A 24,867-nucleotide genomic window follows, 5' to 3' on the forward strand; every position below is an offset into this window, starting at 1 on the left:
TGCCGGTCGTCAGGGGCCGGCCACTTTGCTGCCACTAGGCACCACCGTGCCGGCGGCGCCGTCGACCGTCACTTCCTGGCCCGTCCGCAGGACGGACGTGGCGTCGGGGACGCCCACCACGGCGGGGATGCCGTACTCCCGGGCCACCACGGCGCCGTGCGAGTTGGGGCCGCCCATTTCCATCACGAGGCCGCCGGCCGTGAGGAACAGCGGAGTCCAGCCGGGATCGGTGGACGGGGCCACCAGGATCTCGCCCGGTTCCAGGTGCGCACCCACCGGGTCCAGGATCACCCGGGCCGGGGCCGTCACCGTGCCGGCCGACGCCGGGCTCCCCGTCAGGGCGCCCTCGGCGGCAGACCCTGGGGCAGAGGCCAGCGTTTCCGGCTCCGTCCCGTCGGACAGCAGCAGCCGCGGGATATGGCGCCGTTCCAGCTCCAGGTAGTAGGCCCCTTGCCGCCACGCCACGAGCTCCTGCATGTCCGCGCCGTCCAGCGCGTCCGCAGTTTCCGCAAAGTCCAGGAAGAAGACGTCGTCGGCGCGGGCGATCCGTCCTTCTGCGGCCAGCGCGTTGCCCACCTCGGCCAGCTGCCGGCGGGCCTCCGCCAGGGCCACGACGATCTGGTACTTCGGAAGTTCGCGCAGGCCGGCGAATAGCCGGGCCCGCCGGAGCGCGGCCCGGACCATCATCCCGCGGAGTCGGCCCCGGGAGCTGGCCTCCGCCACCAGCCGCGCCACTTGTGCCTCCGCTTCGGCTTCCGCACGGCTGAACTGCCGGTCCGGGGCGAGAGCGGGGTCATCCAGCCGCAGGTAGTTGGCCAGGACACCCAGGATGTGGGTGGGGTCGTCCCGCCACCGCGGCATCCCGACGTCGATTTCCGCAACAGCCCGGTGCCCGAACCGTTCGAGGAATCCGGCCAGGCCGGACTGCGCCACGGCCGGCAGTTCGCCGGCACTGAACCGCTGGGCAAGCAGCGCGGGCGGCTGGCCGATCAGCAGCTGCGCGGATTCGGCGTCGGCACGGATGGCCGTGGCAAGCCGCCACAGGTCCAGGTCCATCTCCGTAGTGACGTTGTTGGGCAGTCCGCGGAGAACCGGCTGGAGCTCGGCCCACGCCTCGCGCCCGGCCTCCCCCTGCCCTGGTCCCTGTCCTTGACCCTGTCCTTGCCGCGTGCCGCCCCTGAGCAGCTTTCCGGCGAGGGCCAGCATCGCAAAGCCGAGCGCGGGAAGCGGGATGATGGCCGGGACATTGGGAAACAGCCGGGAGAGCACCTGCTCCGCGTGGTCCAGCCGCTGCCGGGGCGATGCGCCGCCTGGCAGTGCGATCGACTTGTTGAACTCTTTGGTGAACCGGTCCACGCGCCGCAGCGCTGCTTCCGGCCGGAACAGCGCCCGTAAGAGTGTTTCCGGCACCCGGGCGCGCACGGCCACCGGTGCCACGTGTTTGATCAGGCCCCAGGGCGTGCGGCGGGTGATCGAGAACCGGGGGTCGGCGAACATCTGGCGCAGGAGCATCGCGGAGCGCGACTCCATGATGTCGAATACCCGGGGGACGATCCGCCGGCCCACCGTGCTCCGTGCCACGGTTGTCAGGTCGAAGAAGATGCGCTGGCCTGCTTCGGCATAGGGAGGGGGCCCGTTCCGCGGATCGGGAACGTCGAAGCCTGCTTCCGCCGCCACGCCGGCCGTGATGCGGCGGAAGGCGGCGAGCCCCATGGGGGTGATGGGCCGGGTCAGCCCCTGGGCCAGGCTGAAGCACAGGAAAATCCGCGCGTCGTACTCCGACACCTCGCCGCGCAGCACCTTGTCCGCCAGCGGGTACAGCGTGGTGATGGGACGGGACTGGGTCAGCCAGGCCTTGCCGGCGGCGTCGATCGCCCACTCCGTGTCCTGCGGCGCCCCGTAGTGCTCCTCGGCTTTGGCTCCCAGCGCGGCGAGCTCACGGACCTGCACGTCCGTCAGGCAGGGCATGTCCCCCGCGGCCGCCTGGTCGATGCTTTCCGTGCCTCCCCCGGACAGCGCGCGGATGACCAGGCGTTTGTCTCCGATCCGGCGCTCCAGGATCCTTCCGGTCGCGGTGTCCACCACAAAATGGTCAGGGTTCACGGCACCGGACACCACGGCCTCGCCCAACCCCGGGCTGGCATCAATCACGGATTCCCGGCGCCGGCCGGTCACCGGGTTCGCCGTAAACATGACCCCGGCTGCCGCGGCGTCCACCATGCGCTGGACGACGACGGCGAGCGTCACCGTGGACGGGTCAATGCTGCGGCTGGCGCGGTAGGCGACGGCACGGTCCGTCCACAGGGAAGCCCAGCAGTCCCGGACTGCCGCCAGCAACGCATCCGCGCCCACAACGTTCAGGTAGGTGTCCTGCTGGCCGGCAAAACTGGCGAAGGGGAGATCCTCGGCTGTGGCCGACGACCTGACCGCGACCGGAACGCCTGGTCCCTGTCCGGAGCCCAGCGCCTCATAGGCGGACAGCACCTCGCCGGCGATCTCCGGCGGCAGTTCGGCCGCGGTGATGATCTTTCGGGCCCGGGCAGCGAGCTCGGCCAGGGTGTCCAGGTGGTCCGCCGGGGTGGCCAGCAGGTCCCCGTGCACCGCGCCGAGGCCCAGGGGGGCCGACGCTTCGGCGTAGGCGCCGGTGGTGAGGCAGAAGCCGTCCGGCACGGGCAACCCGGCGGAGAGCAGCTCGCCCAGGTTGGCGGCCTTCCCGCCCACCTGCGGCAGCATATGTGCGTTGAGGTCTCCGAGGCCGAGCACCCGCCCGCTCATGGCCTATGCGGCGCCGAGCATCGGCCCGAAACTGGCACGGTCGGCGAGCCGGGGGTCCTCCCTGTCCGGCACCACCATCACGGGGCTCTTGGCGTGGTGCAGGACGCCGTCGGAGGTGGAGCCCAGGAGCATACCGGTGAACCCGCCGCGCCCGCGCGTGCCGACGACAACCAGCTCAACGTGGCGGCTGGCTTCGACGAGCACCTCCACGGGCGAACCGTCCACGAGCCGGGTTTCGATGGTCAGCCGTGGGTAGTGGCTCTGCAGCCAGGCGACGCCGGCCTTCAGCTGGACCTGGATATCCGCAAACAGGGCCTCCCTGTCCAACGGCGCCGGAACCCACGCCAGGGATCCGCTGTACTGGGGCACGGCGCAGATCACCCGAAGCGGTGCCGCCAGCCGCTCGGCTTGGGCGGCTGCCTCGAGGACGGCGACGCGGGCCTGTTCAGAGCCGTCCACGCCCACTACCACCACGTTTTCCACCGGGCCGGATCCTGCCTTGGCCTGTTCCGCCCGGACATGTTTGTCCTGCGTGGTTTCACCCAGCCGGTTTGCGCAAATCAGGGGAACCGTAACCGTGGGGCATTTGGAGTGGGCGGGCAGGGCGCTGCTCACGGAACCGAGGAGCCGTCCCACAAAACCGCCCCGGCCGCGGGTCCCGACGACCAGCAGTTCCGCGGATTCCGAAATTTCCAGCAGCACGCCGGAAGCGTCCCCGTTTTCAACCGAGGCGCTGACGTCGATGTTGTAGCCGGCCACTTTGTCCACCGCGTGCTGCAGGATGGCTTCGGCGCCCTCGCGGATCACCGAATCGTCCACGGTGGCATAGCCGCCGTCGAGTCCGGACGCCGCGAAGATGGGCACGGAGTAGGCGGTGACGATATGGAGCGGATGACGGCGGCGCTCGGCTTCGCGGGCCGCCCACACCAGGGCACACTGCCCATGATCTGAACCGTCGACGCCGACTACGATCCCCTCGGGCCTGGCGGCCCGTCCGTCGCCAGGCCGTGCCGGGTCCGGATGCAACTCGTGTGCGTCCATTCGGTCCGCCTCCTCGCGATACTGCCCTGATGATGCGGCTATTCTGCCAGAAGCAGGGACTTTCGCCGTCACCGGCAGGCCTTCAGTTCCCGGTTGCGTCAGGCCTGCTTTCAAGTCCAACTATTCTCGGTCGGCGACTTGTTAGCAAGAAGGCCCGGTGGCCCTTTCCGGCGGCCGGGCGCACGGGTCCAACCGCGGCCCGAAGCCCCCGCGCTGGTCACCGGCCCATTGTTTCCGGCGGGCTATCCAGAGGCCGAAAAATTCTGTAGTCTTCGAGGCACTGTTGATCCGAGATTTGTGTTTCAGAACACATCCGGACGATATTTTGTGTCTGCTTGCTGGGGCAGCGGACCGTGCAGGGCGCAGACGCCCTGTGCTTCGAAAATTTTCGAGGAGGAAGCTTAGTGTCAAGCATGCCTGGTCTCAGCGGGGCTGAACGGACCACCACCGTGGTCATCGGCGCCGGCCTTCCCGGCCTGGCCATCGCCACGGAGCTCCGACGGCGGGGCGTGGACTCGATCACCGTCAGCAGGCTTGAAGCGCCCGGCACCGGGCAGGCGTCCCAGACAGCGCCCCTGCAGCGGTGCGACGCAGCCGGGGCATCCTCCCTTCAGGAGCGCAACGAAATCCTGCGCCACCTGCGCAATTATGCTTCGAGCCACCATCTGGACATCCGAAACGGCACCGCCGCCGTTCACCTGGACAAGATGGGCGGGGGAACGGCGGAGGCTTCGCTCCGCTGGGCCGTCCATACCCCCGACGGCGTCCTGCTGGCCGACCACATTGTGCTGACCCGCTGCGCCCACAGCCAACTGCGCCGCATGCTCACCGACCTCGGCATCTCCGTGGGCCAGAACCTTGTGTCGGCCATGCGCGCCATCGGTATCTACCTGGTGGGTGTGGGAGAGCTGATCACCCCGACGCCCAAGGAAGTCCTGCGGCAGGCGAAGGTGGTGGGCCAGGCCATCGCGGCCAAGGTCTACCCGGACAGCGTCCCGTCAGTGCTGACGGGACGCTTCGCGGCCCTCCCGGCACCGGCCTGACGGCAACGGCACCGGCCTGGCGGCCGGCCTACTGTGCCCCCTGGCCGCCGGACCCGCCGGGGCGGGCACCGGCGTCGTTATCCTCGGCATCGGATGCCTCCCCGGCGTCCGGGCCCTCCTGGTCATTGCCGGCGCCCAGCCTCCGGCGGGCCAGTACCCCAAGTGTCACGAGCAGCCCGAGCGCCACCACGGCGAACACCACGACGCTCCACGGGAACGGCTCCGAAGCGTCAGGGACCTTTTCCGGTGCGGGGGTGATGCCCGGCTGGGGCTTGCCGGCCGTGGGAACCGGGACTGCCGCCGTCGATCCCGCGGCCCCGGTCGTTGCCGTGAACGTGAACGTCCCCTCTATGGGGTGCGAGTCCGAACTGACCACGCGCCATTCCACCGTGTATTTGCCCGCCGGGGCGCCCTCCCGCAGTTTCTGCGAGGCCACGTTGTCGACGATTTCCACCTTGCCGTCCGCCCAGTCAGTTCCGGCGGAGTCGCTGACCCTGACCTGCGAGCCGAGCCCCAGCGGATTCCTGTTGAAGGTGATGGACACCTTCCCCGGCGGCGTGGCCACCGTGGCGCCGTCGGCCGGGCTGCTGGCCTCGGCGGCATCGCTGTCTCTTATACACATCTAGATCGGCCGGGCGGCGGTGAGAAGCAGGGCTGCGAAGGCGAGCGCGCCCAGGACGGCGCTTAGCAGCTGACGGGTGGAACGCATGGACGGACTTCTCCCTTGTGTTGGCTTCCTTACAGACTAGGCGAAAATGCCGGGAAGGCCCCTTGCCGCCCAATAGGATTCAACCAACCCCAAAACCCCCGGAGGACTAATGCTTAAGCAGGGCTCTGCACTGGACCGGTATTTCAAGATTTCCGAACGGGGGTCAAACTACTCCCGCGAGATCCGCGGCGGTTTTGCCACGTTCTTCGCCATGAGCTACATCGTGGTGCTGAACCCGCTGATCCTGTCCGGTCCCGACTCCTCCGGCGCCACCCTGGGCTTTCCCGCCGTCGCCGCCACCACCGCGTTCGCGGCGGGCGTCCTGACCATCCTCATGGGAGCGTGGGCCAAGCACCCGTTCGCGATGGCCACCGGCCTCGGCGTCAACGCTTTCGTGGCCGTCACCGTCGCGACCAACCCTGGACTGACCTGGCCGGACATGATGGGGCTCGTGGTCCTCTCCGGGGTCACCATGCTGATCCTGGTCCTCACGGGCTTCCGGACCGCCGTGTTCAAGGCGGTTCCGGACGGGCTCAAGACGGCGATCGTGGTGGGCATCGGCCTCTTCATCGCCCTGATCGGGCTGGTCAACGCCGGCTTCGTGCGCCGCATCCCGGATGCTGCCGGAACCACGGTGCCGGTGGGTCTCGGGGTTGACGGCAAGCTCCTCGGCTGGCCCACGCTGGTGTTCGTCTTCGGGCTCATCCTGACCATCGGCCTCCTGGTCCGCAACGTCAAGGGCGCCATCCTCATCGGCATTATCGCGTCCACCATCCTGTCCGTGATCCTGGAATTCACCCTGCACATCGGCCCGAGCTTCGACGGCAAGAACGTCAACCCGCAGGGCTGGTCCCTGGTTGCCCCCAAGTTCACCGAGTGGGCCGCCCCGGACCTCTCGCTGATCGGCAAGGCCAACCCGATCGGCGCCTTCGACCACCTGGGCTTCGTGGCCGCAACCCTGCTGGCGTTCGTGATCCTGCTCAGCATCTTCTTCGACGCCATGGGCACCATGGTTGGCCTGGCCAACGAGGCCGGAACCGTGGACAAAGCGGGCAACATCCCCGACGTCGACCGGGTGCTGCAGGTCGACGCCCTCGGCGCCATCGTGGGCGGCGGCGCGTCCGTGTCCTCCAACCAGATCTACGTCGAGTCCGGCGCCGGCATCGGTGAAGGCGCGCGGACCGGCCTCGCCTCGATTGTGACCGGCCTGCTGTTCCTGGTGGCCATGTTCTTCACCCCGCTCATCAACCTGGTGCCGTTCGAAGCCGTGGCACCCGCCCTGGTGGTGGTCGGCTTCATGATGGTGGCCCAGGTGGACAAGATCGACTGGAAGGACTGGGGCATCGCCCTGCCGGCCTTCCTCACGTTCACCCTGATGCCGTTCACCTACTCGATCGCGAACGGCCTTGGCGCGGGATTCATCTCCTACGTCGTCATCCGGACGTTCCAGGGCCGTGCGCGGGAGGTCCACCCGCTCATGTGGGCGGTGGCCGCCGCTTTTGTCCTGTTCTTCGGCATCGGGCCCATCGAGCAGGCCCTCGGAATGCTCTAGCCTCTTCCCGTTGCGCGGTTCCGGGATTCCAGACAGTACGACCCCGGCGCTGCTGGCATTGTCCGGCCCTGTGCGGTGAGCTTGAAGCATGGATTTTCCCGCGCTTTCCGTCGATGCCCCTCCGCCGCCGTGGAGCGGCCGTTTCGACGGCGACGGCGAAGCGCACCGCCGCTGGTGGCAGGCGGTGGTTCCATACGCGGCCGCCCGGCACCAGCGCAGTCCGCTCCGCGCCGACCCGCCGGTCAGGGTCACCCCGCCTGGCGGCGCGGCCGCCGGCACAACCTCTCCGGGCAGTTCCCGGCCGGCCGTGCTGCTGGGCTTCTGCAGCGACGAGGGCGTCCGGAACAACAAGGGACGGACCGGTGCCGCGAAGGCGCCCGCCGCCATCCGCACTGCGCTGGGCCCGCTGGCCTTCCACCTGGACCGGCCCATCCTCGACGCCGGTGACGTGACCGTCCGGGACGGCGAACTCGCGGCAGGCCAGGCCCGGGCCGGGGTGGCGGTCGCGGCACTGCTCGACGCCGGCAACCTCACCGTGGTGCTCGGCGGCGGCCACGAGACAGCGTTCGCGAGCTACCTCGGCGTCGCCGGTTCCCGGGCCGTACGCGACGGACGGCGCCTGGGGGTGCTGAACCTGGACGCCCATTTCGATCTCCGCGACGAGGCCGTGCCCGGTTCTGGCACGCCGTTCCTCCAGATGGCCCGGGCGGAAGCCGCCGCGGGGCGCGAACTGAAGTACGCCGTCGTCGGGATTTCCGAACCGAACAACACGGGAGCGCTGTTCAGCACGGCCCGCGCACTGGGCGTGAAGTACCTCCTGGACGAGGACTGTGCGCCGGACGCCGTGCAGGCGTTCGTGGCGGACTTCCTGGCCGACGTCGACGTCCTGTACCTGACCATCGATCTGGACGTCCTGCCGGCGTCCGTGGCCCCTGGAGTGAGCGCCCCGGCGGCGTTCGGCGTCCCGTTGCCGGTGATCAGTGCCGTGTGCCGGCAGGTGTGCGCGAGCGGGAAACTGCTGCACGCCGACGTGGCGGAACTGAACCCCTCCTTCGACATTGACAACCGCACGGCCCGGGTGGCGGCGCGCCTGGTCAACACCCTCTTGGGCAGGACGGCAGCGGCAAGCCAGGGCACGGGCCTGCCGGACTAACCCTTTGCGCGGACGGGAGGACTGGCGGCGGGAGGGCCCGCGGACGCGCGCGGGCTTGCCGATGAGCGCGGCGTCGGTGTCGGTGCCGGTTTCGGCGCCGGCTTGGGAGCAGGCTTTGTGACGATGGCCGCCGGCGGCTTGGGGAACGCAGCGGCCGGATACAGCCCTGCCACCTGGAGCATGTAATTCGCCCACTGCGGGCCGGCGATCATGTAGCCGTCAATCCGCGAGTAGAACTTGCCGTTGATAGTGAGGTTCCGGCCGGGCCGCTGCTGGCCCTCCAGGGCATCGCCGAAGAAGGAGGCCGTGGCCAGGCCGGTGGTGTAGCCCACCACCCAGCTGGCGCCGTTGTTGTTGTTGGTGCCGGTCTTGGCGGCCACCGGCACAAGGCTCTGGACCTTGGGGTTGATATAGATTCCCGAGCCCTTCGCGAGCATGTCCTGCAGCGCCTTGTTCACGCCCCGGGCGATGTCCCGGTCCACGGCGCTGCGGCATTCCGGCGCCTGGTCGGGAAGTTTCTGCCCGGCGACGTCCGCCACGCGAAGGAGTGCGAACGGCGTGCAATACCGGCCGTCGGCGGCAAACGTGGCGAAGGCGTTGGCCATGGACAGCGGGGACACTCCGGTGCCGCCGAGCAGGTTGCCCAGCTGGTGCATGTTGATGGGGCTCCCGTCGAGTCCGCTGTGCAGGCCCACCGCATTGACCATGTTCTGGATCCCGCAGAAGTCCAGCTGCGCCGCCTCGGCAAACGTTGCGGTGTTGATGGAGTTGTAGAGGCCGTAGTCGGCCGGCATCTTCCGGTAGTAGCCGGCGGAGGCATTCTGCAGGTCCTCGGCCGCTTCCAGGCCCGCCTTATTCTGCTTGCTGCTGTAGGCGCCGAGCACCTTCCCGCAGGAGGACCGCCAGCGGAATCCCAGCGGGTACTCCCGCCGCGAAGCATCCACCACCTCCGTCATGACCCGCCCCTGATGCAGCCATTCGGCGAACGTGAACGGTTTCATCGTGGATCCGGGCTGGAATCCGCCGGCGCCGTTGAGGTCATTGCCGTCGGGGTCCGTGGAGTCCACATTGAAGTTCAGCTGGGTATCGAACCTTCCGCGCTGCGGCAAAAAGACGGTGTTCTGCGCCATGGCGAGGATTTTGCCCGTGCCCGGCTGGACCGTGACCAGCGCGGCGCCCCACTTGGCGGGGTTTGCCCCTGCCGTGGCGTTCACCTGCGCCTGCGCCTTTTCCTGCAGCCGGCTGTCCAAAGTGGTGGTGATGGTCAATCCGCCGCGGTAGAGCTTCTGCTCGCGCGCTGCCGTGTCCGCCCCGTACGCGGGGCTGTTGAGGATCAGGTGGGTGACGTAATCACAGAAGTAGGGCGCTATGGTGGCCGCGGCGCAGCCCTGCTGAGAGGGCGCGACCTTCAGCCCCACGCCCGTGGCCACAGCGGCGTCATGCTGTTTCTTGGTGATCTTGCCCTGGCTGAGCATTGCCGCCAGGACCTGGTTGCGCCGGGCGATGGAGTTCTTGGGGTTGGCCACGGGATCATAGAAGCTGGGGCTGTTCACCAGCCCCGCGAGCAGCGCCGCCTGGGGAAGGGTCAGTTTGCTGGCCGGCACACTGTAGAAGTACCGGGCCGCCGCTTCGATTCCGTAGGCTGTCCGGTTGAAGAAGACGATGTTGAGGTAGCCCTCGAGGATCTGGTCCTTGGTGAACTTCTTCTCCAGCGCCATCGCCAACCGCATTTCGCGGAGCTTGTCCCCCACGCTTTTCTGCCCGCTGAGCACCACCTGGTCCTCGCGGCCGGCTGAAATCAGGGTCTCGTTGGCCACGTTGGTGACGTACTGCTGGGTCAGGGTCGAGGCCCCCTGCCGCTCGCCGCGCGTCAGGTTGCTGGCCAGGGCCCGGAGAACGCCCTGCGCATCCACACCGCTGTGCTCGTAGAAGCGGCTGTCCTCGATGGCCACCACGGCGTCCCGGATGAACGGGGACATCTGCTTCAGCGGGACCCGCACCCGGTTTTCCGCGTAGAACGTGGCGATCAGCTTCCCGTCCGCCGTCACCATCCTGGTGGTCTGCGCCGGCGTGGGAACTACAAGTTCAGTGGGGAGGCCCTTGAAATAGGAGATCGACTTGCTGACTGTGGTGCCCGCGATGGCGGCGCCCGGAACCAGGAAGCTGGCCACCAAAACGCCGCAGATGCCGCTGACGATCACGAATCCCAGCATCGCCGCCAAGGCCCGCGCCGTCCGGAATACAAAGCTTTTGCCTGCCATGAAGTCAGCTCACCAAACGTCGGAAGTGAACTTAGAATACCCGCCGGCCCATGCTCGACAAACCCGGTCCTGGCAGCCGTCAAATGCCAGTCATCTTACGTTTATTGCCCCAGGCGGCTAGAATGGGCTGCAGTCTCGGCACGAATCACAGAAAGTCAGTACATGAGCACAGCAACTATGGAGCGCCCAACCGCTCCTTCAAACGCGGCAGGCTCCTCGGATTCCCGGTCCATCGATTTGGCCTTCACCAGCGCGGACCAGGTCCACGAGGGCTTGGAGAATGCGGTGGAAGCCCTGATCGAAACGGCAGCCCAGGACGGCAACTGCGGCATCAGGGTCACGCGCCTCGAACCGGGCCGCTACAAGGTGGCCCTCGACGAGTCGGTCCCCTTTGGCGAAACCCACGAGGACATCGCAGCCTAGCACGGCCCAACAAAGCAAAAAGCCCCCGCCTCTGGTCTCATCCAGTGCCTTAATCGGCCGGATGATCCCAGGGTCGGGGGCTTTTGTTTGCCTGGCTTACGTCCGTCGGACCTGCACGCCGTCGGACTTCATGAAGAGCTGCGTCTCGGAGATCCCGCTGCTGACGAGCCACAGAACGTTTCCGCTCCGTGAGACTTCCTCCACCTCGCCTGCGGCAATAACATGCGCGTGCTTGATGATTTCGACCCGCTCGCCCGCGTGCAACGATCCCCAATCGGAAACCGTGGCCGTGTGTGCGATGCGCCTGGACAGGACTGCCCCGCGTGCTTTCATTTGAACTTCTACCCCTTTGTGGATGTTCTCTGCCACAGCGTCTTTGATGTGACTTTCACTACACCTTCAGTTCTACTACAATCCGCGAGCCCGTGCGTGGAGCGTTGCAGAGTATTTCGGCGCCGCCGGCAAATGTTTGCCGGCGGCGCAGATTGTTCACCTTTAGGCAAGGATTCCGACGGCGGATTCGGCCGCCGCCCTGACCTCGCCGGAGGCGACCAGCACATCGGCTGCTTCCAGTTCCGGTGAGAGGAACCTGTCGGCCCCCGGGCCCTCGACGACGCCGCGGAGCGCAGCGACCACCGCGGCGCCCGCCGGTCCCGGAGTCAGCTGGCCGCCGGAGAGCTGGGTGCGCATGTCGAGGGCGCGGGCGGACGTCACCAGTTCGATCGCCAGGACGCGGCGCAGGTTCTCGACGGACTTCCTGAGTTTCCGGGCGGCGTGCCAGCCCATGGACACATGGTCCTCCTGCATGGCGGAGCTCGGGATGGAGTCCACGGAAGCCGGCACCGCCAGCCGCTTGTTGTCCGAGACCAGCCCGGCCTGGGTGTACTGCGCGATCATGAGCCCCGAATCCACGCCGGGATCGGCGGCGAGGAATGCCGGGAGCCCGTGCGAACGCGCCGGATCCAGCATGCGGTCGGTGCGGCGCTCGGCGATGGAACTCAAATCGGCCACGGCGATCGCCAGGAAGTCGAGGACGTACGCCACGGGGGCACCGTGGAAGTTGCCGTTGGAGGTCACCCGGCCGTCCGGGAGGACCACGGGGTTGTCGATGGCCGCCGCCAGTTCGCGGGAAGCCACCAGGTCCGCGTGGTCCACGGTGTCGCGGACCGCGCCGGCAACCTGCGGTGCGCAGCGCAGCGAGTAGGCGTCCTGGACCCTGGAGTCGCCGACGCGGTGTGAGGCAACGATCGGGGAATTGGACAGCACGCGCAGCATGTTGTCCGCGCTGGCGGCCTGGCCGGGGTGCGGCCGCAGGGCCGCGTGCAGCTCGGGGAGGAACACCTGGTCCGTGCCGAGCAGCGCCTCGACGCTGAGCGCGGCGGTGATGTCCGCCGTCGTCAGCAACTGGCGGAGATCCGCGATGGCCATGAGGAGCATGCCCAGCATGCCCTCGGTGCCGTTCACGAGTGCCAGGCCCTCCTTCTCCGCCAGGACGACGGGCTCAATGCCGTGGTCGGCGAGGAGCTCGGACACGGGGCGGCAGTCCTTGCCGCCGTACAGCACGCCGTCGGGTCCGGTGGCTTCGCCTTCGCCCATGAGCACCAGGGCGCAATGCGAGAGCGGCGCGAGGTCGCCGGAGCAGCCCAGCGAGCCAAATTCGCGGACCACCGGGGTGATGCCGGCGTTGAGCACGTCCACCATCGTCTGCAGGACCACCGGGCGGACGCCGGTGCGGCCGGAGGCGAGGGTCTTGGCACGGAGGAACATGATGCCGCGGACCACTTCGCGTTCGACGGCCGGGCCCATGCCGGCGGCGTGGCTGCGGATGAGCGACTTCTGCAGCTGTGTGCGCAGCTCGTTGGGGATGTGCCGGTTGGCGAGGGCCCCGAAGCCCGTGGAGATGCCGTATGCGGGGACGTCGCTGGAGGCGAGTTCGTCGATGTGGGCGCGGACCTTGGCGACGGTGGCCAGCGCTTCCGGAGAGATGGCCACCTTGGCGTTGTGGCGTGCGACGGCGACAACGTCCTCGGGGGTGACCCCGCTGGAGCCGAGAGTAACGGTCAGCGGTTCGTGGGTGGTGAGAGTCATGATCCCTACTTAATTCTGGTGGTTGAGCCTGAGGACCGCTGGTTGAGCCTGTCGAACCTCGATCTCGACAAGCTCGACCAGCGGTTGGTTAGCGGTTTTCTTTCATGGGGATGCGGACGCCGCGTTCGTTGGCTATCTCGAGGGCGCGGTCGTAGCCGGCGTCGGCGTGGCGGATCACGCCCATGCCCGGGTCGTTGGTCAGGAGGCGCTCGAGTTTCTGCGCGGCGAGGTCGGTGCCGTCGGCCACGGAGACCTGGCCGGCGTGGATGGACCGGCCGATGCCGACGCCGCCACCGTGGTGGATCGAGACCCAGGTCGCGCCCGAGGCGGTGTTGAGCAGCGCGTTCAGCAGCGGCCAGTCGGCAATCGCGTCGGAGCCGTCGGCCATGGCCTCGGTCTCGCGGTACGGGGAGGCGACGGAGCCGGAGTCGAGGTGGTCGCGGCCGATCACGATGGGCGCCTTGACCTTGCCCTCCTTGACCAGCCGGTTGAAGAGCAGGCCGGCCTTGGCGCGTTCGCCGTAGCCGAGCCAGCAGATCCGCGCCGGCAGGCCCTCGAACTCCACCCGTTCCTGCGCGGCGTCGATCCAGCGGTGCAGGTGCTTGTTCTCCGGGAAGAGCTCCTTGATCGCCGCATCGGTGACCGCGATGTCCTCCGGGTCCCCGGAGAGCGCGACCCAGCGGAACGGGCCCAGGCCCTCGCAGAACAGCGGCCGGATGTAGGCCGGGACGAACCCGGGGAACTCGAACGCCCGGTCATAGCCGCCCGTGCGGGCCTCGTCACGGATGGAGTTGCCGTAGTCGAAGACCTCGGCGCCGGCGTCCTGGAACTCCACCATGGCCTGGACCTGCTTCGCCATCGAGGCCTGGGCCTTCTTGGTGAACCCTTCCGGATCCGCCGCGGCCTCGGTGTGCCATTCGGCGACCGTGATGCCCTCGGGCAGGTAGGAGAGCGGGTCATGCGCACTGGTCTGGTCCGTGACGATGTCCACGGTCAGCTCCCCGGCATTGTGGCGGCGCAGGATCTCCGGGAAGACCTCCGCGGCGTTGCCCACATACCCGACCGACCAGCCGCGGCGCTCGGCCTTGGCCGCCAGGACCTTCGCGATCGCGGCGTCCAGGTCGGTCTCGACCTCGTCGAGGTAGCGCTTGCCGGCCCGGCGGCGCAGCCGGGTCTCGTCGACGTCGACAATCAGGCAGGCGCCCTCGTTCAGCGTGACGGCGAGCGGCTGGGCCCCGCCCATGCCGCCGCAACCGCCGGTGAGGGTCAGCGTGCCGGCCAGGGTGCCGTTCTCGTCCCCGGTGAGCTTGCGCGCGATCGCGGCGAAGGTCTCGAAGGTGCCCTGCAGGATGCCCTGGGTGCCGATATAGATCCAGGACCCGGCGGTCATCTGCCCGTACATCATCAGGCCCTCGGCCTCGAGCCGGCGGAACTCGGGCCAGTTCGCCCAATCCCCCACCAGGTTCGAGTTCGCCAGCAGCACCCGCGGCGCCCACTCGTTGGTCCGGAACACACCCACCGGCTTGCCGGACTGGACCAGCAGCGTCTCGTCCTTCTCCATGGTCTCCAGGGTGCGGGTGATCGCGTCGAACGCGGCCCAGGACCGGACCGCACGGCCGGTCCCGCCGTACACCACCAGGTCATCCGGGCGCTCGGCAACCTCCGGGTCCAGGTTGTTCATCAGCATCCGCAGCGGGGCTTCCGTCTGCCAGGACCTGGCGGTGAGCTCGGTACCGCGGGCAGCTTTGACCGGGCGGGCACCGGTGGTGAAATCGGCGGGTGCCATGAGGGGCTCCTTCGTGTGTTCAGTGGTTCGGGGAAGTGGTTCTGTATCAACTAAAGCCTGTCCCGGGCCCCGGAAACAGGGGGTTCAGGCCGGTGCTGTCCGGGATTCCAGACGCACCCCTCCCCCCGTTGCGCTATCACTCCCGGTGGCTAAAACGGGCGAATGACAGCCCAAAGTGATAGCTCAACCGGGGGTGGGGTTGTCAGGCGGGTTGCCGGCGGCCGTGGATGCGGACGGAGAGCTCGTCGGCGACCTTCTGCACGCGCGCGGCGAGCGCCGGCCACTGGTCAGCCGGGAGCTTGTCCTCGAGGAAGGTCACGGCGACTGCCGCCGTCGGCCATCCCAGGTGGTCCGTGACGGCGGCGGCGATGGAACCGAAGCCGGGCGTCACCTCGCCGTGTTCCGTGGCGTAGCCGCGCTGGCGGACCTGGTCCAGGTGCGAGGAGAGAGCCGAGTACTTCATGATGGCCCCCTCCACCTCGTGCCGGGCGCTGAACGCGGCGGCATTGGGATACAGCGCCCGGACCTGGGACTTGGGCAGCGCGGCGAGGATGGCCCGCCCGCTGGCGGTGAGGTGGCTCGGCAGCCGCACGCCGACGTCGGTCACGAGCGACGGCCGGTTCTTTGCGCGCTCCTCCACGATGTACAGCACGTCCCGACCGTGCAGCACCGCAAGGTGCGCGCTCTCGCCGATCGCGTCCACGAGGGAAGCGAGCACGGGCCGCCCCAGCCGGGACAGCGGCTCCTGCCGCGAGTAGGCGGAACTCAGTTCGAAGGCGCTGATGCCGAGGCCATAGCGCTGTTCCTCGTGCAGGTGCAGGACAAAGCCGTTGGCCTCCATCACCCCCAGGAGGTGGTAGACACTCGAACGCGGCAGTCCTAGCGCAGTGGCAATGTTCGACGCCGCCATCGGGCCCCGCCTTGAGGCCAGCAGTTTGAGGATCCTGAGGGTGTTTTCGGCCGCCGGCACCTTCGACGTCGCCTTTGCAGCCGCCTTCGGTGCCCGCACCGCTGCCTGCGGCGCCGGGGTGTCTGCCATTTTTCCTCCGTCGTTCCGGTCCCGTGCGGGGCTCGTGTCCGGGATACCGTACTTAAGCGTGCACCTTCGGGACTGACCTGCGGGTCGAAGCGAAGACCTACCTGTCCGGAATACCAGACAATTGCCGCATGTTCCACCGGCGGGCGCCGGAGGTAGCGTTAGGCATGGACTCACCGCTGGCTGGGAAAGTCGCCCTGGTTGCCGGTGCCACCCGCGGGGCCGGGCGAGGCACCGCTGTGGCGCTGGGCGAAGCAGGCGCCATCGTCTACTGCACAGGCCGCACCACCAAGGACCGCAGGTCCGCCTACAACCGCGCCGAAACCATCGAGGAGACGGCCGCGATGGTGACCTCCGCCGGCGGGACCGGCATCGCCGCCGCCGTCGACCACCTCAGTGCCGCAGAAGTGGAACAACTGATCCGCCGGATTGACGCCGAACGCGGGCGGCTGGACATCCTGGTCAACGACGTGTGGGGCGGCGAGAACCTCATCGAGTGGAATACGCCGCTGTGGGAGCACAACCTCGATGCCGGCCTGAAAATGCTGCACGGCGCCGTGGACACGCACCTGGTCACCAGTCATTTCGCGCTCCCCCTGCTCATCCGTCGCCCTGGCGGGCTCGTGGTGGAGATGACGGACGGGACCCGGGACTACAACGCGGCGCACTACCGGCTTTCCGCGTTCTACGACCTGGCAAAGTCCGCCGTCCTCCGCCTCGCCTTCAGCCAGGCCGAGGAGCTGAAACCTTTCGGATGCACGGCGCTGGCCCTCACGCCCGGGTGGATGCGCTCGGAAATGATGCTCGAACACTACGGCGTGACGGAAGCGAACTGGCGCGACGGGGCAGCAGTGAACCCGCACTTCGCCGCGATCTCCGAAAGCCCCCGCTTCGTCGGCCGTGCAGTGGCCGCACTCGCGGCGGACCCGGAACTGCATCTCCGCAACGGCGGCTCGTACTCCTCCGGCGGACTGGCCCGCGAGTATGGTTTCACCGATGTTGACGGCTCGCAGCCCGACTGCTGGCGGTACCTGGCCGAGGTCCAGGATGCCGGACTTCCGGCGGATCCCGCCGGTTACCGCTGACGGCGCCAGCTCGCTCAGGTCAATGCCGACGGCGGCTACCGCCGGATATGGCTACCGTCGAACAGTCTGAAATTGAAGACACCGGTACGCCGTGAGGCTCATCACGTGTGCCCCGGAAATGGTCTGCTGGTAAACGATCCCCCTCCCAAAGACGAGAAGGTATTCGTATGCAGCAAGCACCAGACGCCATCAAGACGGCACCCGCAGCCGCGATCCGGACGGCGACCGCCGCGGTGGAAACCGTCCTGACCCGCGGACTCAGCGTCCGGCACATCCGCTTCATGGCGCTGGGCTCGGCCATCGGCACGGGCCTGTTCTACGGATCCGCGTCCGCGATCCAGAAAGCCGGGCCCGCCGTGCTGTTCGCCTACATGATCGGCGGGGCCGCCGTCTTCATGGTGATGCGGGCGCTGGGCGAAATGGCAGTAAGGCACCCGGTGTCGGGCTCGTTCGGGCAGTACGCCAGCCGCTACCTCGGCCCCTTGGCGGGCTTCGTGACCGGCTGGACGTATGTGTTCGAGATGGCGATCGTTGCCATCGCCGATGTCACCGCCTTCAGTATCTACATGGGCTTCTGGTTCCCCGCCGTGGAGCGCTGGATCTGGGTCCTGGCCATCATCTTCCTCCTCGCGGCCCTGAACCTGCTGAGCGTGAAGGTGTTCGGCGAACTTGAGTTCTGGTTCACCCTGGTCAAGGTGGTGGCGATCATCGCGATGATCGCGGGCGGCGCGGCAATCCTCGCGTTCGGGTTCCAGGCCGGCGGGTCCTCGCCAGCGCCGGGCCTGGGCAACCTGGTGGAGCACGGCGGAATGTTCCCGCACGGATTCGAGGGGCTCCTGGCGTCCTTCGCCGTCGTGATGTTCGCCTTCGGCGGGATCGAAACCATTGGCATCACGGCCGGCGAAGCCGCCGACCCCAAGAAGGTGATTCCCCAGGCCGTCAACACGGTGCCTGTCCGCGTGCTGCTGTTCTACGTGCTCACCCTCGGCGTCCTCATGTCCCTCTTCCCGTGGAACGAGATCGGCAGCAACGGCAGCCCGTTCGTGCAGATCTTCAGCGGCCTGGGCATTCCGGCAGCACCCCACATCCTCAACGCCGTGGTCATCACCGCGGCCCTGTCGGCGATCAACAGTGACATTTTCGGCGCCGGCCGCATCCTGTTCGGCCTGGCCCGGCAGGGACACGCTCCGCAGAGCTTCGGCCGGGTATCGCGGCACGGCGTGCCCTGGATGACGGTGGTGATGATGGCCGGAATTCTCCTGGTGGGCGTTGTCCTGAATGCGGTCATCCCCGAGGACGTCTTCCTCCTGATCGCCTCAATCGCCACGTTCGCCACCGTCTGGGTGTGGGTCATGATCCTGGCCTCCCATGTGGCAATGAAGCGCGAGATCGCCCGCGACGGACTGCCGGCGTCGGAATTCCCGTCACCCTGGTGGCCGGCCGCCTCCGCGCTCAACATCGGCTTCATGGCCATGGTGATCGCCGTCCTGGGCATTTTCGAGGACACCCGCATAGCGCTGTACGTGGGCGTGGCCTGGCTGGGCCTGCTGTTCCTCGCCTACCGGCTCTGGGTCAAGGGGAACGGACGACGGCGGGCCCACCTTGAGGACGAAACTTCACCGCTGCCCGTAGTTCGGGGCTGACGGCGGGGATTCAAGGGCCGCCGGGCTGGCCGGACGCCGGGCTGGCGGGACGCCGGACTACTCTAGCCGGCATTCCCACTTCCAAGTACCGTCGGGGCCGAAATCGGGTACTTAACCGACTGTTACGCGAGTGATCAATGTGATAAATGGGGTAGATATTACTCGTGTGATGGATGGGATTGCTTCGTACAGTTGACTCCACGGTGCCAGCCGGCCACGGGGACGATTCTCCGTTGTCAGACATTCCGGATCCGCGCCGCCAGTGAACCGACGATCGGTCACGCTGTGAAGGAGTGGTCACTGATGTTGAAAATCCCTGCCGGAGCCCCGGCTGACAGAACCCGAAGCGGCCAGCTCTCCGGTCTCCTAAGCCAGACCCTGCACCGTGCACGCACGGCGGGTGTGCCGTACAAGCTTGGCGACGTCCTCGTGGGCGATGATCCCTTCAACGGGAGGCACGAAGGCACCGTGGTGGTCAAAGACGGCCATTCGGTCGGGCTCCGGTCCTTGGGCCGGACGTATTTCTACGACTACCGGCAGCTGAGGCGGCCGGACTAGGCCCGGTAATGCGGCGTCAGTCCAGTCCACCCGACCGAGGAGCCCCGAAGCCATGTCCATCGCCAACTTACCCACCGCGTACCTCACCATCGCCGAAGTCGCCGCGGCCATGCGCCTCTCCAGGATGACCGTGTACCGCATGGTCAGGGCCGGAACGCTGGCGGCGGACCGCTTCGGCAAGTCGTACCGGGTCCCGGAATCGGCTGTCGAGGAGTACATCCGGCAGGCCGGCACCCCGGCCACTGGCGACACCGGGGACACCCGGGCCGCCGGGGACGTCGGGCCAGGCTAAGGCCAGGCAGGTCCGGCGGGTGGCTGGCCGGGGCCGCCGGAGTTACGATCAGGCATGGTGCCTTTGACCAACCTGGTGGCTTTTGCCCTGGTCTCCGCGTTGCTGATAGCTGTCCCCGGACCGAGTGTCCTTTTTGTCATCGGGCGGTCACTGGCTTTGGGCCGGCGGGGCGGCCTCCTCAGCGTTGCGGGAAATGCCGTAGGCGAACTGCTGCAGATCGCGGTGGTGGCGCTGGGCCTCGGCGTGGTGCTGGCACAGTCGGTGCTGCTGTTCACCGTCGTGAAATTCGCCGGAGCGGCCTACCTCATCTATCTGGGCATCCAGGCGGTCCGGCAACGCAAGGGGCGTTCGGCGGCGCGGGACGTGTCGCGTTCCGCCTCCACGCTGCGCATTCTCGGGGAAGGGTTCATCGTGGGAGCCACGAACCCCAAGTCCGTGGTGTTCTTCGTGGCCGTGCTCCCCCAGTTCGTGGACCACGCTGCCGGGGCCATTCCGCTCCAACTCGCCGTGCTGGGGGCCACGTTCCTTGCGATCGCCCTGATTTCGGACAGTGCCTGGGCCCTCGCCGCCGGCACCGCCCGGCAATGGTTCGCCCGTTCGCCCCGCCGCATCTCCGCAGTCAGCGCCACCGGCGGAGCCATGATGATAGCCCTGGGCGGCACCCTCGCCTTGACAGGCACCAAGACCTAGCGTGTTCCGACAGGCTCAACCGCCGGATCGCGTCAGCGGGTCCGCCCGGGTTTCGACAGGTTCAGCCACCGGGGCTAGCGAGCCGACCAGCCGCCGTCCATGGTGTAGCTGGCTCCGGTCACCATGCCGGCGGCGTTGGAGGCCAGCCACACCACGAGCGAGGCCACCTCCTCGGGCTCGACGAGCCGCTTGACCGCGGACTCGGTCAGCATGACCTTGGCCAGGACCTCCGACTCGGGAATTCCATGGACGCGCGCCTGGTCGACGATCTGTTTTTCCACGAGAGGCGTCCGCACGTACCCGGGATTGATGCAGTTCGATGTGACTCCGTGTTCGCCGCCCTCCAGCGCCGTGACCTTGCTCAGCCCTTCGAGCCCGTGCTTGGCCGAAACGTAGGCGCTCTTGAACGGGGAGGCCCGGATCCCGTGCACGGACGAGACGTTGATGATGCGGCCGAAACCGTTGGCGTACATGTGCGGCAACGCAGCCCGGATCAGCAGGAACGGCGCCTCGAGCATGAGCGAGATAATCTTGCGGAAGGCTTCCGGTTCGAACTCCTCGATGGGGCTGACCCGCTGGATTCCGGCGTTGTTGACCAGGATGTCGCAGTCCAGGCTCAGCGCGGCCAGGGCGTCCACGTCCAGGAGGTCCACCGCCCAGGCGGTGCCGCCTACCTCATCGGCGAGCGCCGCGGCCCCGGCTTCGTCCACGTCCGCCACCACCACTTTGGCTCCCCGGTCCGCGAGCGCGCGCACGCAGGCGGCACCTATTCCGCTGGCGCCGCCGGTTACCACTGCCTTGCGGCCGTTCAGTGTCTTCTCCATCCCAGGACCGCCTATCGAGTCGTGTGGCGCCGGGCCGGAGCGGTCGACAAGTCTGCGGCCGGGCACTGCCCCGCCGGCAAGGATGGATTCGCGTTCATGGTTGGCTCCTCAAGGTGTCCACGTTGACACGTGCTGCGCATTTCGGCGCATCCGGTTCACCTGAGTATTGCTGCAGAAAGAACGCGGTTCAATAACTAATCCGGCACTTGAGTCGTGCAAAATTGCAGATATGGATGCCAACCCGGATGATCTGCTGGTCCTGCTCGCCGTCTCGCGCTCGGCAAAATTCACGACGGCGGCGCAGGTTTTGGGCCTGAACCACACCACGGTTTCGCGCCGGATAGCAGCCTTGGAGAAGGCCCTGGGCGGGAGGGTCCTCTCCCGGGCGGCCGGCGGCTGGGAACTGACCGAACTGGGCGCGCAGGCCGTGGTGGTCGCGGAGCAGGTCGAAACTGCGGTGCGCGCGCTGGGACCGTCAGGCCGTGCGCCGGACCCCATCACCGGCGTCGTCCGCATGACCGCCACCGACGGTTTCAGCGCGTACATTGCCGCGCCGGCGGTGGCGCGGCTGCGGCGGAACCATCCGGGGCTCAGCGTGGAGATCGTCACTGTCACGAGGCGGGCGCTGCAGCAGCGCTCGGGGCTGGATATCGAGGTGGTGGTGGGCGAACCGCAGGTGCACCGGGCCGAAGCGTTCCGGCTGGGCGAATACGTCCTGGGCATGTACGCATCCCGGGCGTACCTGGAGGAGAACGGCATGCCCGACTCCGTGGAATCCCTGAGCACGCATCCGCTGGTGTACTTCGTGGACTCCATGCTGCAGGTGGACGACCTCGACGCTCCGCGGCGCCTGGTACCGGCCATGCGGGACGGAGTGAGCTCCACCAACGTGTTTGTGCATGTGGAGGCAACGCGGGCTGGCGCCGGCATCGGGTTCCTGCCGTGCTTCATGGCGGACCGGCATGACGACCTGGTCCGCCTGCTGCCCGGGGACATCGGCGAACGGCTGCCCTACTGGATGGTGCTGCGCCCCGACTCGATGCGCCGGCCGGCGGTCGCGGCCGTTGTGCAGGCAGTGCGGGAACAGACCGCGGCTCACCGGGAGTGGCTGCTGGGGCACGGCGGCGACTCAACTGCCGCACCGTAACTGCCCTGCTGCTCCCTCAAACCGCAGTCAGCGAGCAGGCGACGCCGGCTCCGGATCGTGGCGGACGCGCGCGCCGGCGGCGAAGGCGCGGACCTTCGCATCATTCCAAATGTGCGCTGGCACTGCCCCGCCCAGGAGGCGGCGCGCCAGCCCTGGATCGTCGTTGAAGGGCTCGTCGCTGCCGGCCATCACCATGTTGCCGTACCGGCGTCCCTTCAGCATGGCGGGATCCGCGATGATCACCGTGTGCTTAAATGAAGCCGCGATGGTGGCGGCATCCTCGCGCGCGTTTTTCAGGTCCGGTCCGTCCCCGGAGTTCACCACGTAGATGCCGCCGGGTGCCAGCACCCGGCGCACGTGGTCATTGAACTCCCCCGTGGTCAGGGGACGCGGCGTCAGGGCACCGGCGAAGACGTCGCGGATGATGAAGTCGCGGGTCTGCGGCGTCAGGGTCTCGGTGACGGCCCGGGCCTCGCCCACGCGCAGCCGCAGCAGCGGAGCCTTGGGGAGGTCGAACCAGCCGCGGACGTATTCGGCGAGCTTGCCGTCCAGTTCCACGACGACCTGCCGCGCCTCGGGATAGGCGGCGTGGAAGTATCGGGCCAGCGAACATGCCCCGCCGCCAAGATGCAGCCCGCGCAGTTTGGGCCGGGACTCGGTGGGCCAGCGCGACTCAATGAGGGCCGCCATCCACCGCATGTACTCGAACTCGAGGAACAGCGGGTCGGCGACGTCAATGTGCGAGCTCATGACCCCGTTAATGCGCAGGAGCCAGCCCGTGGAATTGTCCTGGTCCGCGATGAGTTCGCAGTCTCCGGTGTCGATGTAGTAGACGCCTTCAACGGGACCGTCAGGGCGGACGCCCCGCGGCAGCTCCACCACTCCGGGCCCAGAGTCGTCCGACTTTCTTCCCGACTTTCCGCGCCGTGCCATCAGTTCTCCGCCGCTTCCGTCATGCTTCAACCCTAGTTGACGGGGCACGCCCGCCGGGCCGGGCGGTGTCCGGCTGAACTGGGCCAGCTTTGGGCCGCATTGCCTCGGCGCCGCCGCGCCAATCAGACCTGCCCCGCCAAAACCGGGCCACTCCGGCAGAGCCCGCTAGGCGTCCGGCACGGAAGCGCCTTCTCCGCTGCGGATGCGCTGGACCACGGCCGTGGTGGAGCGCTCCGCCACATAGTCGAGGATGGAAACCCTGCCGCCGTAGGCCTCCACCGCCTCGGTTTCCGCGAGCATCTCGGGAGTGTAGTCGCCGCCCTTGGCGTAAACCTCCGGGCGCAGCCGCTCGATGAGCGGAATGGGCGTCGGGGTGTCAAAGACGGTGACGTAGTCCACGCAGCTCAACGCCGCGATCACGGCCGCCCGGTCCGCCACGCCGTTGATGGGCCGGCCGGGTCCTTTGAGTTTGCGCACCGAGTCGTCACTGTTCAGGGCCACTACCAGGACGTCCCCCAGCTGCTTTGCCTGGTTCAGGTAGCGCGTGTGTCCCCGGTGCAGCACATCGAAGCAGCCGTTGGTGAGGACCACGCGCTGCCCTTCACTTCGGTGTGCCCGCAGGTGCCGCTCCAGCTCGTCGGCGGTCAGGGCGGTGTCAGCGAAGCTTTCAAGGTAGCGCCCCAGTTCGTCCGTGCCGCACACCGAAGTGCCGGGATGATGGACCACCACATCGGCGGCGGCCTGGGCCAGGTCGAGGCTGGCCGTCAGCGGGAGCGAGGCGGCGCGGGCCAGGGTCAGGGCGGCAACAAAAGTATCCCCTGCTCCCGAGGCCTGCTTCTCTGCGACCGGCCGTGCCCAGGTCCGGTGCGAACTGCCGGTGGCCGGAATCAGGACGGTGCCGTCCCGGTCCAGGGTTACGACGACGGCGCGCGCCCCAGTTGCTGTCTCTTATACACATCTAGATGTGTATAAGAGACACGGCGGCACGTTCTGGCCCGGCCGGCAGCCGGAGGTCCAGCAGCCCGGCAGCCTCCTGCGCGTGGGGGTCGCGAGGTCCGGCATGAGCTCCGCCCAAGGTCGGGGTCGTGGGCGTCCACCACCACAAGCGTTTCCGGCCCCCGCCGGGCCAGGCAGTCGATGAGCCGACGGCGCACCGGCCCGGCCAGCACGCCTGTTCCGTAGTCGCAGATCACCACGGCGGCTTGGCGTTCGACGGCGGCAGGCACCGCTGCGGCCAGCGCGGCCAGGGCGTCGCCGGGGATGTCGCCCGCGGAGTCGTCGAAGCGCAACAGGACCTGCCCGCCGCTGCTGATCCTGACCTTCGTGGTGGTGACCATGTCCTGGTGCTCGCACAGCGGGCCGGCGTCTATGCCCGCGGCCAGCAGCTTCCGCTTCAGTTCCCCACCGGCGTCATCCCGGCCGATAATTCCGGCGACCCTGACCTCGGCCCCCAGCGCGGCCAGGTTCATGGCGGTGTTCGCTGCGCCACCCGGGGCAAAATCCCGGCGCTCGATGTCCACCACAGGAGCGGGCGCCTCGCGGCACATTCTGTCGATCGAACCCCGCCACCAGCCGTCAAGCATTAAATCGCCCACCACGGTTATGGCAGGGCGTTCCGCTGCGAGCCGACGCGGAAGCCAGGCGGCAAGACCCCGCTGCTCGGAAAGCTCCTGCCAGCCATCCCGGGCCGGGCCGCCGCTCACGCTTCGGCCTCTTCCGCCGGTGGTGCGGCCGGTGCCTGGGCAGCCTGGCCCGGCAGCGCCATTGCCCGGCGGGGCTGCGCCGATGGGGTCCCGAATGGTGAGCTCGTCCGCCGCAGCGGCCACGA

General features: G+C 68.1%; 20 protein-coding genes and 1 pseudogene. 10 read left to right on the forward strand and 11 right to left on the reverse strand.

The genetic code is table 11. The features are described from left to right. Positions 1–9: 9 nt before the first annotated feature. Entirely contained in the window at positions 10–2,775 is a 2,766-nt protein-coding gene (locus B1A87_RS16135; RefSeq protein ID WP_078029142.1) for a PEP/pyruvate-binding domain-containing protein, read from the reverse strand. A gap of 3 nt (positions 2,776–2,778) precedes the next feature. Next, positions 2,779–3,816 (reverse strand): universal stress protein, encoded by a 1,038-nt coding sequence (locus tag B1A87_RS16140; RefSeq protein ID WP_078029141.1) that lies wholly within the window; start codon positions 3,814–3,816, stop codon positions 2,779–2,781. Between the two features lie 413 nt (positions 3,817–4,229). Here B1A87_RS16140 and B1A87_RS16145 point away from each other — a divergent pair, with 413 nt between their 5' ends. After that, a complete protein-coding gene (locus B1A87_RS16145; protein ID WP_185982410.1) occupies positions 4,230–4,859 on the forward strand; it encodes an FAD-binding protein in 630 nt (209 codons plus the stop codon). A gap of 28 nt (positions 4,860–4,887) precedes the next feature. Here the strand turns inward: B1A87_RS16145 and B1A87_RS16150 are convergent, their stop codons facing one another. Beyond that, positions 4,888–5,481 (reverse strand): copper resistance CopC family protein, encoded by a 594-nt coding sequence (locus B1A87_RS16150; protein ID WP_144275845.1) that lies wholly within the window; start codon positions 5,479–5,481, stop codon positions 4,888–4,890. A gap of 196 nt (positions 5,482–5,677) precedes the next feature. On the opposite strand from B1A87_RS16150, the gene B1A87_RS16155 reads away from it, so the two are divergent. Together B1A87_RS16155 and hutG are read left to right on the forward strand one after the other, a co-directional pair. After that, complete coding sequence (locus B1A87_RS16155; RefSeq protein ID WP_078029138.1) at positions 5,678–7,120, forward strand: NCS2 family permease; 1,443 nt, start codon at positions 5,678–5,680, stop codon at positions 7,118–7,120. Between the two features lie 88 nt (positions 7,121–7,208). Then, positions 7,209–8,273, forward strand: a complete 1,065-nt coding sequence (gene hutG, locus B1A87_RS16160; RefSeq protein ID WP_078029137.1) for a formimidoylglutamase — start codon at positions 7,209–7,211, stop codon at positions 8,271–8,273. Here the strand turns inward: hutG and B1A87_RS16165 are convergent. Next, positions 8,270–10,534 carry a transglycosylase domain-containing protein gene (locus B1A87_RS16165; RefSeq protein WP_078029136.1) on the reverse strand — a complete coding sequence of 755 codons (2,265 nt, stop codon included), beginning with the start codon at positions 10,532–10,534 and terminating at the stop codon, positions 8,270–8,272. The two genes, hutG and B1A87_RS16165, sit on opposite strands and share 4 nt — an antisense overlap. Before the next feature lie 162 nt (positions 10,535–10,696). On the opposite strand from B1A87_RS16165, the gene B1A87_RS16170 reads away from it, so the two are divergent. Further along, the gene (locus B1A87_RS16170) at positions 10,697–10,957 is read left to right on the forward strand and encodes a hypothetical protein (RefSeq protein WP_185982347.1); all 261 of its coding nucleotides are present in this window, start codon (positions 10,697–10,699) and stop codon (positions 10,955–10,957) included. A 96-nt stretch (positions 10,958–11,053) separates the two neighbouring features. Here B1A87_RS16170 and B1A87_RS16175 read toward each other — a convergent pair whose 3' ends face one another. The 4 genes from B1A87_RS16175 to B1A87_RS16190 form a co-directional block, all read right to left on the reverse strand. Beyond that, a complete protein-coding gene (locus B1A87_RS16175; RefSeq protein WP_078029134.1) occupies positions 11,054–11,290 on the reverse strand; it encodes a hypothetical protein in 237 nt (78 codons plus the stop codon). 162 nt (positions 11,291–11,452) lie between these two features. Then, complete coding sequence (hutH, locus tag B1A87_RS16180) at positions 11,453–13,045, reverse strand: histidine ammonia-lyase (RefSeq protein WP_078029133.1); 1,593 nt, start codon at positions 13,043–13,045, stop codon at positions 11,453–11,455. A gap of 88 nt (positions 13,046–13,133) precedes the next feature. Further along, complete coding sequence (locus tag B1A87_RS16185; RefSeq protein WP_078029132.1) at positions 13,134–14,831, reverse strand: urocanate hydratase; 1,698 nt, start codon at positions 14,829–14,831, stop codon at positions 13,134–13,136. Between the two features lie 202 nt (positions 14,832–15,033). Beyond that, the gene (locus tag B1A87_RS16190; RefSeq protein WP_078029131.1) at positions 15,034–15,870 is read right to left on the reverse strand and encodes an IclR family transcriptional regulator; all 837 of its coding nucleotides are present in this window, start codon (positions 15,868–15,870) and stop codon (positions 15,034–15,036) included. Between the two features lie 164 nt (positions 15,871–16,034). Between B1A87_RS16190 and B1A87_RS16195 the strand changes: the two genes are divergently transcribed. The 5 genes from B1A87_RS16195 (at position 16,035) to B1A87_RS16215 (ending at position 20,135) form a co-directional block, all read left to right on the forward strand. Beyond that, the gene (locus tag B1A87_RS16195) at positions 16,035–16,952 is read left to right on the forward strand and encodes an SDR family oxidoreductase (RefSeq protein ID WP_078029130.1); all 918 of its coding nucleotides are present in this window, start codon (positions 16,035–16,037) and stop codon (positions 16,950–16,952) included. A 167-nt stretch (positions 16,953–17,119) separates the two neighbouring features. Next, complete coding sequence (locus B1A87_RS16200) at positions 17,120–18,595, forward strand: amino acid permease (protein WP_185982348.1); 1,476 nt, start codon at positions 17,120–17,122, stop codon at positions 18,593–18,595. A 303-nt stretch (positions 18,596–18,898) separates the two neighbouring features. Beyond that, positions 18,899–19,153 carry a hypothetical protein gene (locus B1A87_RS16205; protein WP_078029129.1) on the forward strand — a complete coding sequence of 85 codons (255 nt, stop codon included), beginning with the start codon at positions 18,899–18,901 and terminating at the stop codon, positions 19,151–19,153. A 52-nt stretch (positions 19,154–19,205) separates the two neighbouring features. After that, the gene (locus B1A87_RS16210) at positions 19,206–19,445 is read left to right on the forward strand and encodes a helix-turn-helix domain-containing protein (RefSeq protein ID WP_078029128.1); all 240 of its coding nucleotides are present in this window, start codon (positions 19,206–19,208) and stop codon (positions 19,443–19,445) included. A 54-nt stretch (positions 19,446–19,499) separates the two neighbouring features. Further along, positions 19,500–20,135, forward strand: a complete 636-nt coding sequence (locus B1A87_RS16215) for a LysE family translocator (protein WP_078029127.1) — start codon at positions 19,500–19,502, stop codon at positions 20,133–20,135. Between the two features lie 74 nt (positions 20,136–20,209). Here B1A87_RS16215 and B1A87_RS16220 read toward each other — a convergent pair whose 3' ends face one another. Next, entirely contained in the window at positions 20,210–20,959 is a 750-nt protein-coding gene (locus tag B1A87_RS16220; RefSeq protein ID WP_078029126.1) for a 3-hydroxybutyrate dehydrogenase, read from the reverse strand. Positions 20,960–21,188: 229 nt separating this feature from the next. Between B1A87_RS16220 and B1A87_RS16225 the strand changes: the two genes are divergently transcribed. After that, positions 21,189–22,106: a LysR family transcriptional regulator gene (locus tag B1A87_RS16225; RefSeq protein WP_078029125.1), complete on the forward strand. Its 918-nt coding sequence runs from the start codon at positions 21,189–21,191 to the stop codon at positions 22,104–22,106. Positions 22,107–22,133: 27 nt separating this feature from the next. Here the strand turns inward: B1A87_RS16225 and B1A87_RS16230 are convergent, their stop codons facing one another. Both B1A87_RS16230 and rfaE2 read right to left on the reverse strand, forming a co-directional pair. Continuing rightward, on the reverse strand, positions 22,134–23,039 hold the full coding sequence (locus B1A87_RS16230) for a spermidine synthase (RefSeq protein WP_078029124.1): 906 nt from the start codon (positions 23,037–23,039) through the stop codon (positions 22,134–22,136). Positions 23,040–23,204: 165 nt separating this feature from the next. Next, positions 23,205–24,742: pseudogene (gene rfaE2 / locus B1A87_RS25100) on the reverse strand (D-glycero-beta-D-manno-heptose 1-phosphate adenylyltransferase). Between the last annotated feature and the right edge of the window lie 125 nt (positions 24,743–24,867).

Origin of the sequence: Arthrobacter sp. KBS0703 (assembly GCF_002008315.2) — a bacterium.
GTDB lineage: Bacteria > Actinomycetota > Actinomycetes > Actinomycetales > Micrococcaceae > Arthrobacter.

Bases quoted from the DNA above. Each gene is read 5' to 3' on its own strand.
- B1A87_RS16145 (WP_185982410.1), top strand. From the start codon at position 4,230: ATGCCTGGTCTCAGCGGGGCTGAACGGACCACCACCGTGGTCATCGGC.
- B1A87_RS16140 (WP_078029141.1), bottom strand. From the start codon at position 3,816: ATGGACGCACACGAGTTGCATCCGGACCCGGCACGGCCTGGCGACGGA.
- hutG (WP_078029137.1), top strand. From the start codon at position 7,209: ATGGATTTTCCCGCGCTTTCCGTCGATGCCCCTCCGCCGCCGTGGAGC.
- B1A87_RS16220 (WP_078029126.1), bottom strand. From the start codon at position 20,959: ATGGAGAAGACACTGAACGGCCGCAAGGCAGTGGTAACCGGCGGCGCC.
- B1A87_RS16155 (WP_078029138.1), top strand. From the start codon at position 5,678: ATGCTTAAGCAGGGCTCTGCACTGGACCGGTATTTCAAGATTTCCGAA.
- B1A87_RS16215 (WP_078029127.1), top strand. From the start codon at position 19,500: ATGGTGCCTTTGACCAACCTGGTGGCTTTTGCCCTGGTCTCCGCGTTG.
- B1A87_RS16185 (WP_078029132.1), bottom strand. From the start codon at position 14,831: ATGGCACCCGCCGATTTCACCACCGGTGCCCGCCCGGTCAAAGCTGCC.
- B1A87_RS16170 (WP_185982347.1), top strand. From the start codon at position 10,697: ATGAGCACAGCAACTATGGAGCGCCCAACCGCTCCTTCAAACGCGGCA.
- B1A87_RS16205 (WP_078029129.1), top strand. From the start codon at position 18,899: ATGTTGAAAATCCCTGCCGGAGCCCCGGCTGACAGAACCCGAAGCGGC.
- hutH (WP_078029133.1), bottom strand. From the start codon at position 13,045: ATGACTCTCACCACCCACGAACCGCTGACCGTTACTCTCGGCTCCAGC.
- B1A87_RS16225 (WP_078029125.1), top strand. From the start codon at position 21,189: ATGGATGCCAACCCGGATGATCTGCTGGTCCTGCTCGCCGTCTCGCGC.
- B1A87_RS16175 (WP_078029134.1), bottom strand. From the start codon at position 11,290: ATGAAAGCACGCGGGGCAGTCCTGTCCAGGCGCATCGCACACACGGCC.
- B1A87_RS16230 (WP_078029124.1), bottom strand. From the start codon at position 23,039: ATGGCACGGCGCGGAAAGTCGGGAAGAAAGTCGGACGACTCTGGGCCC.
- B1A87_RS16195 (WP_078029130.1), top strand. From the start codon at position 16,035: ATGGACTCACCGCTGGCTGGGAAAGTCGCCCTGGTTGCCGGTGCCACC.
- B1A87_RS16190 (WP_078029131.1), bottom strand. From the start codon at position 15,870: ATGGCAGACACCCCGGCGCCGCAGGCAGCGGTGCGGGCACCGAAGGCG.
- B1A87_RS16150 (WP_144275845.1), bottom strand. From the start codon at position 5,481: ATGTGTATAAGAGACAGCGATGCCGCCGAGGCCAGCAGCCCGGCCGAC.
- B1A87_RS16135 (WP_078029142.1), bottom strand. From the start codon at position 2,775: ATGAGCGGGCGGGTGCTCGGCCTCGGAGACCTCAACGCACATATGCTG.
- B1A87_RS16165 (WP_078029136.1), bottom strand. From the start codon at position 10,534: ATGGCAGGCAAAAGCTTTGTATTCCGGACGGCGCGGGCCTTGGCGGCG.
- B1A87_RS16210 (WP_078029128.1), top strand. From the start codon at position 19,206: ATGTCCATCGCCAACTTACCCACCGCGTACCTCACCATCGCCGAAGTC.
- B1A87_RS16200 (WP_185982348.1), top strand. From the start codon at position 17,120: ATGCAGCAAGCACCAGACGCCATCAAGACGGCACCCGCAGCCGCGATC.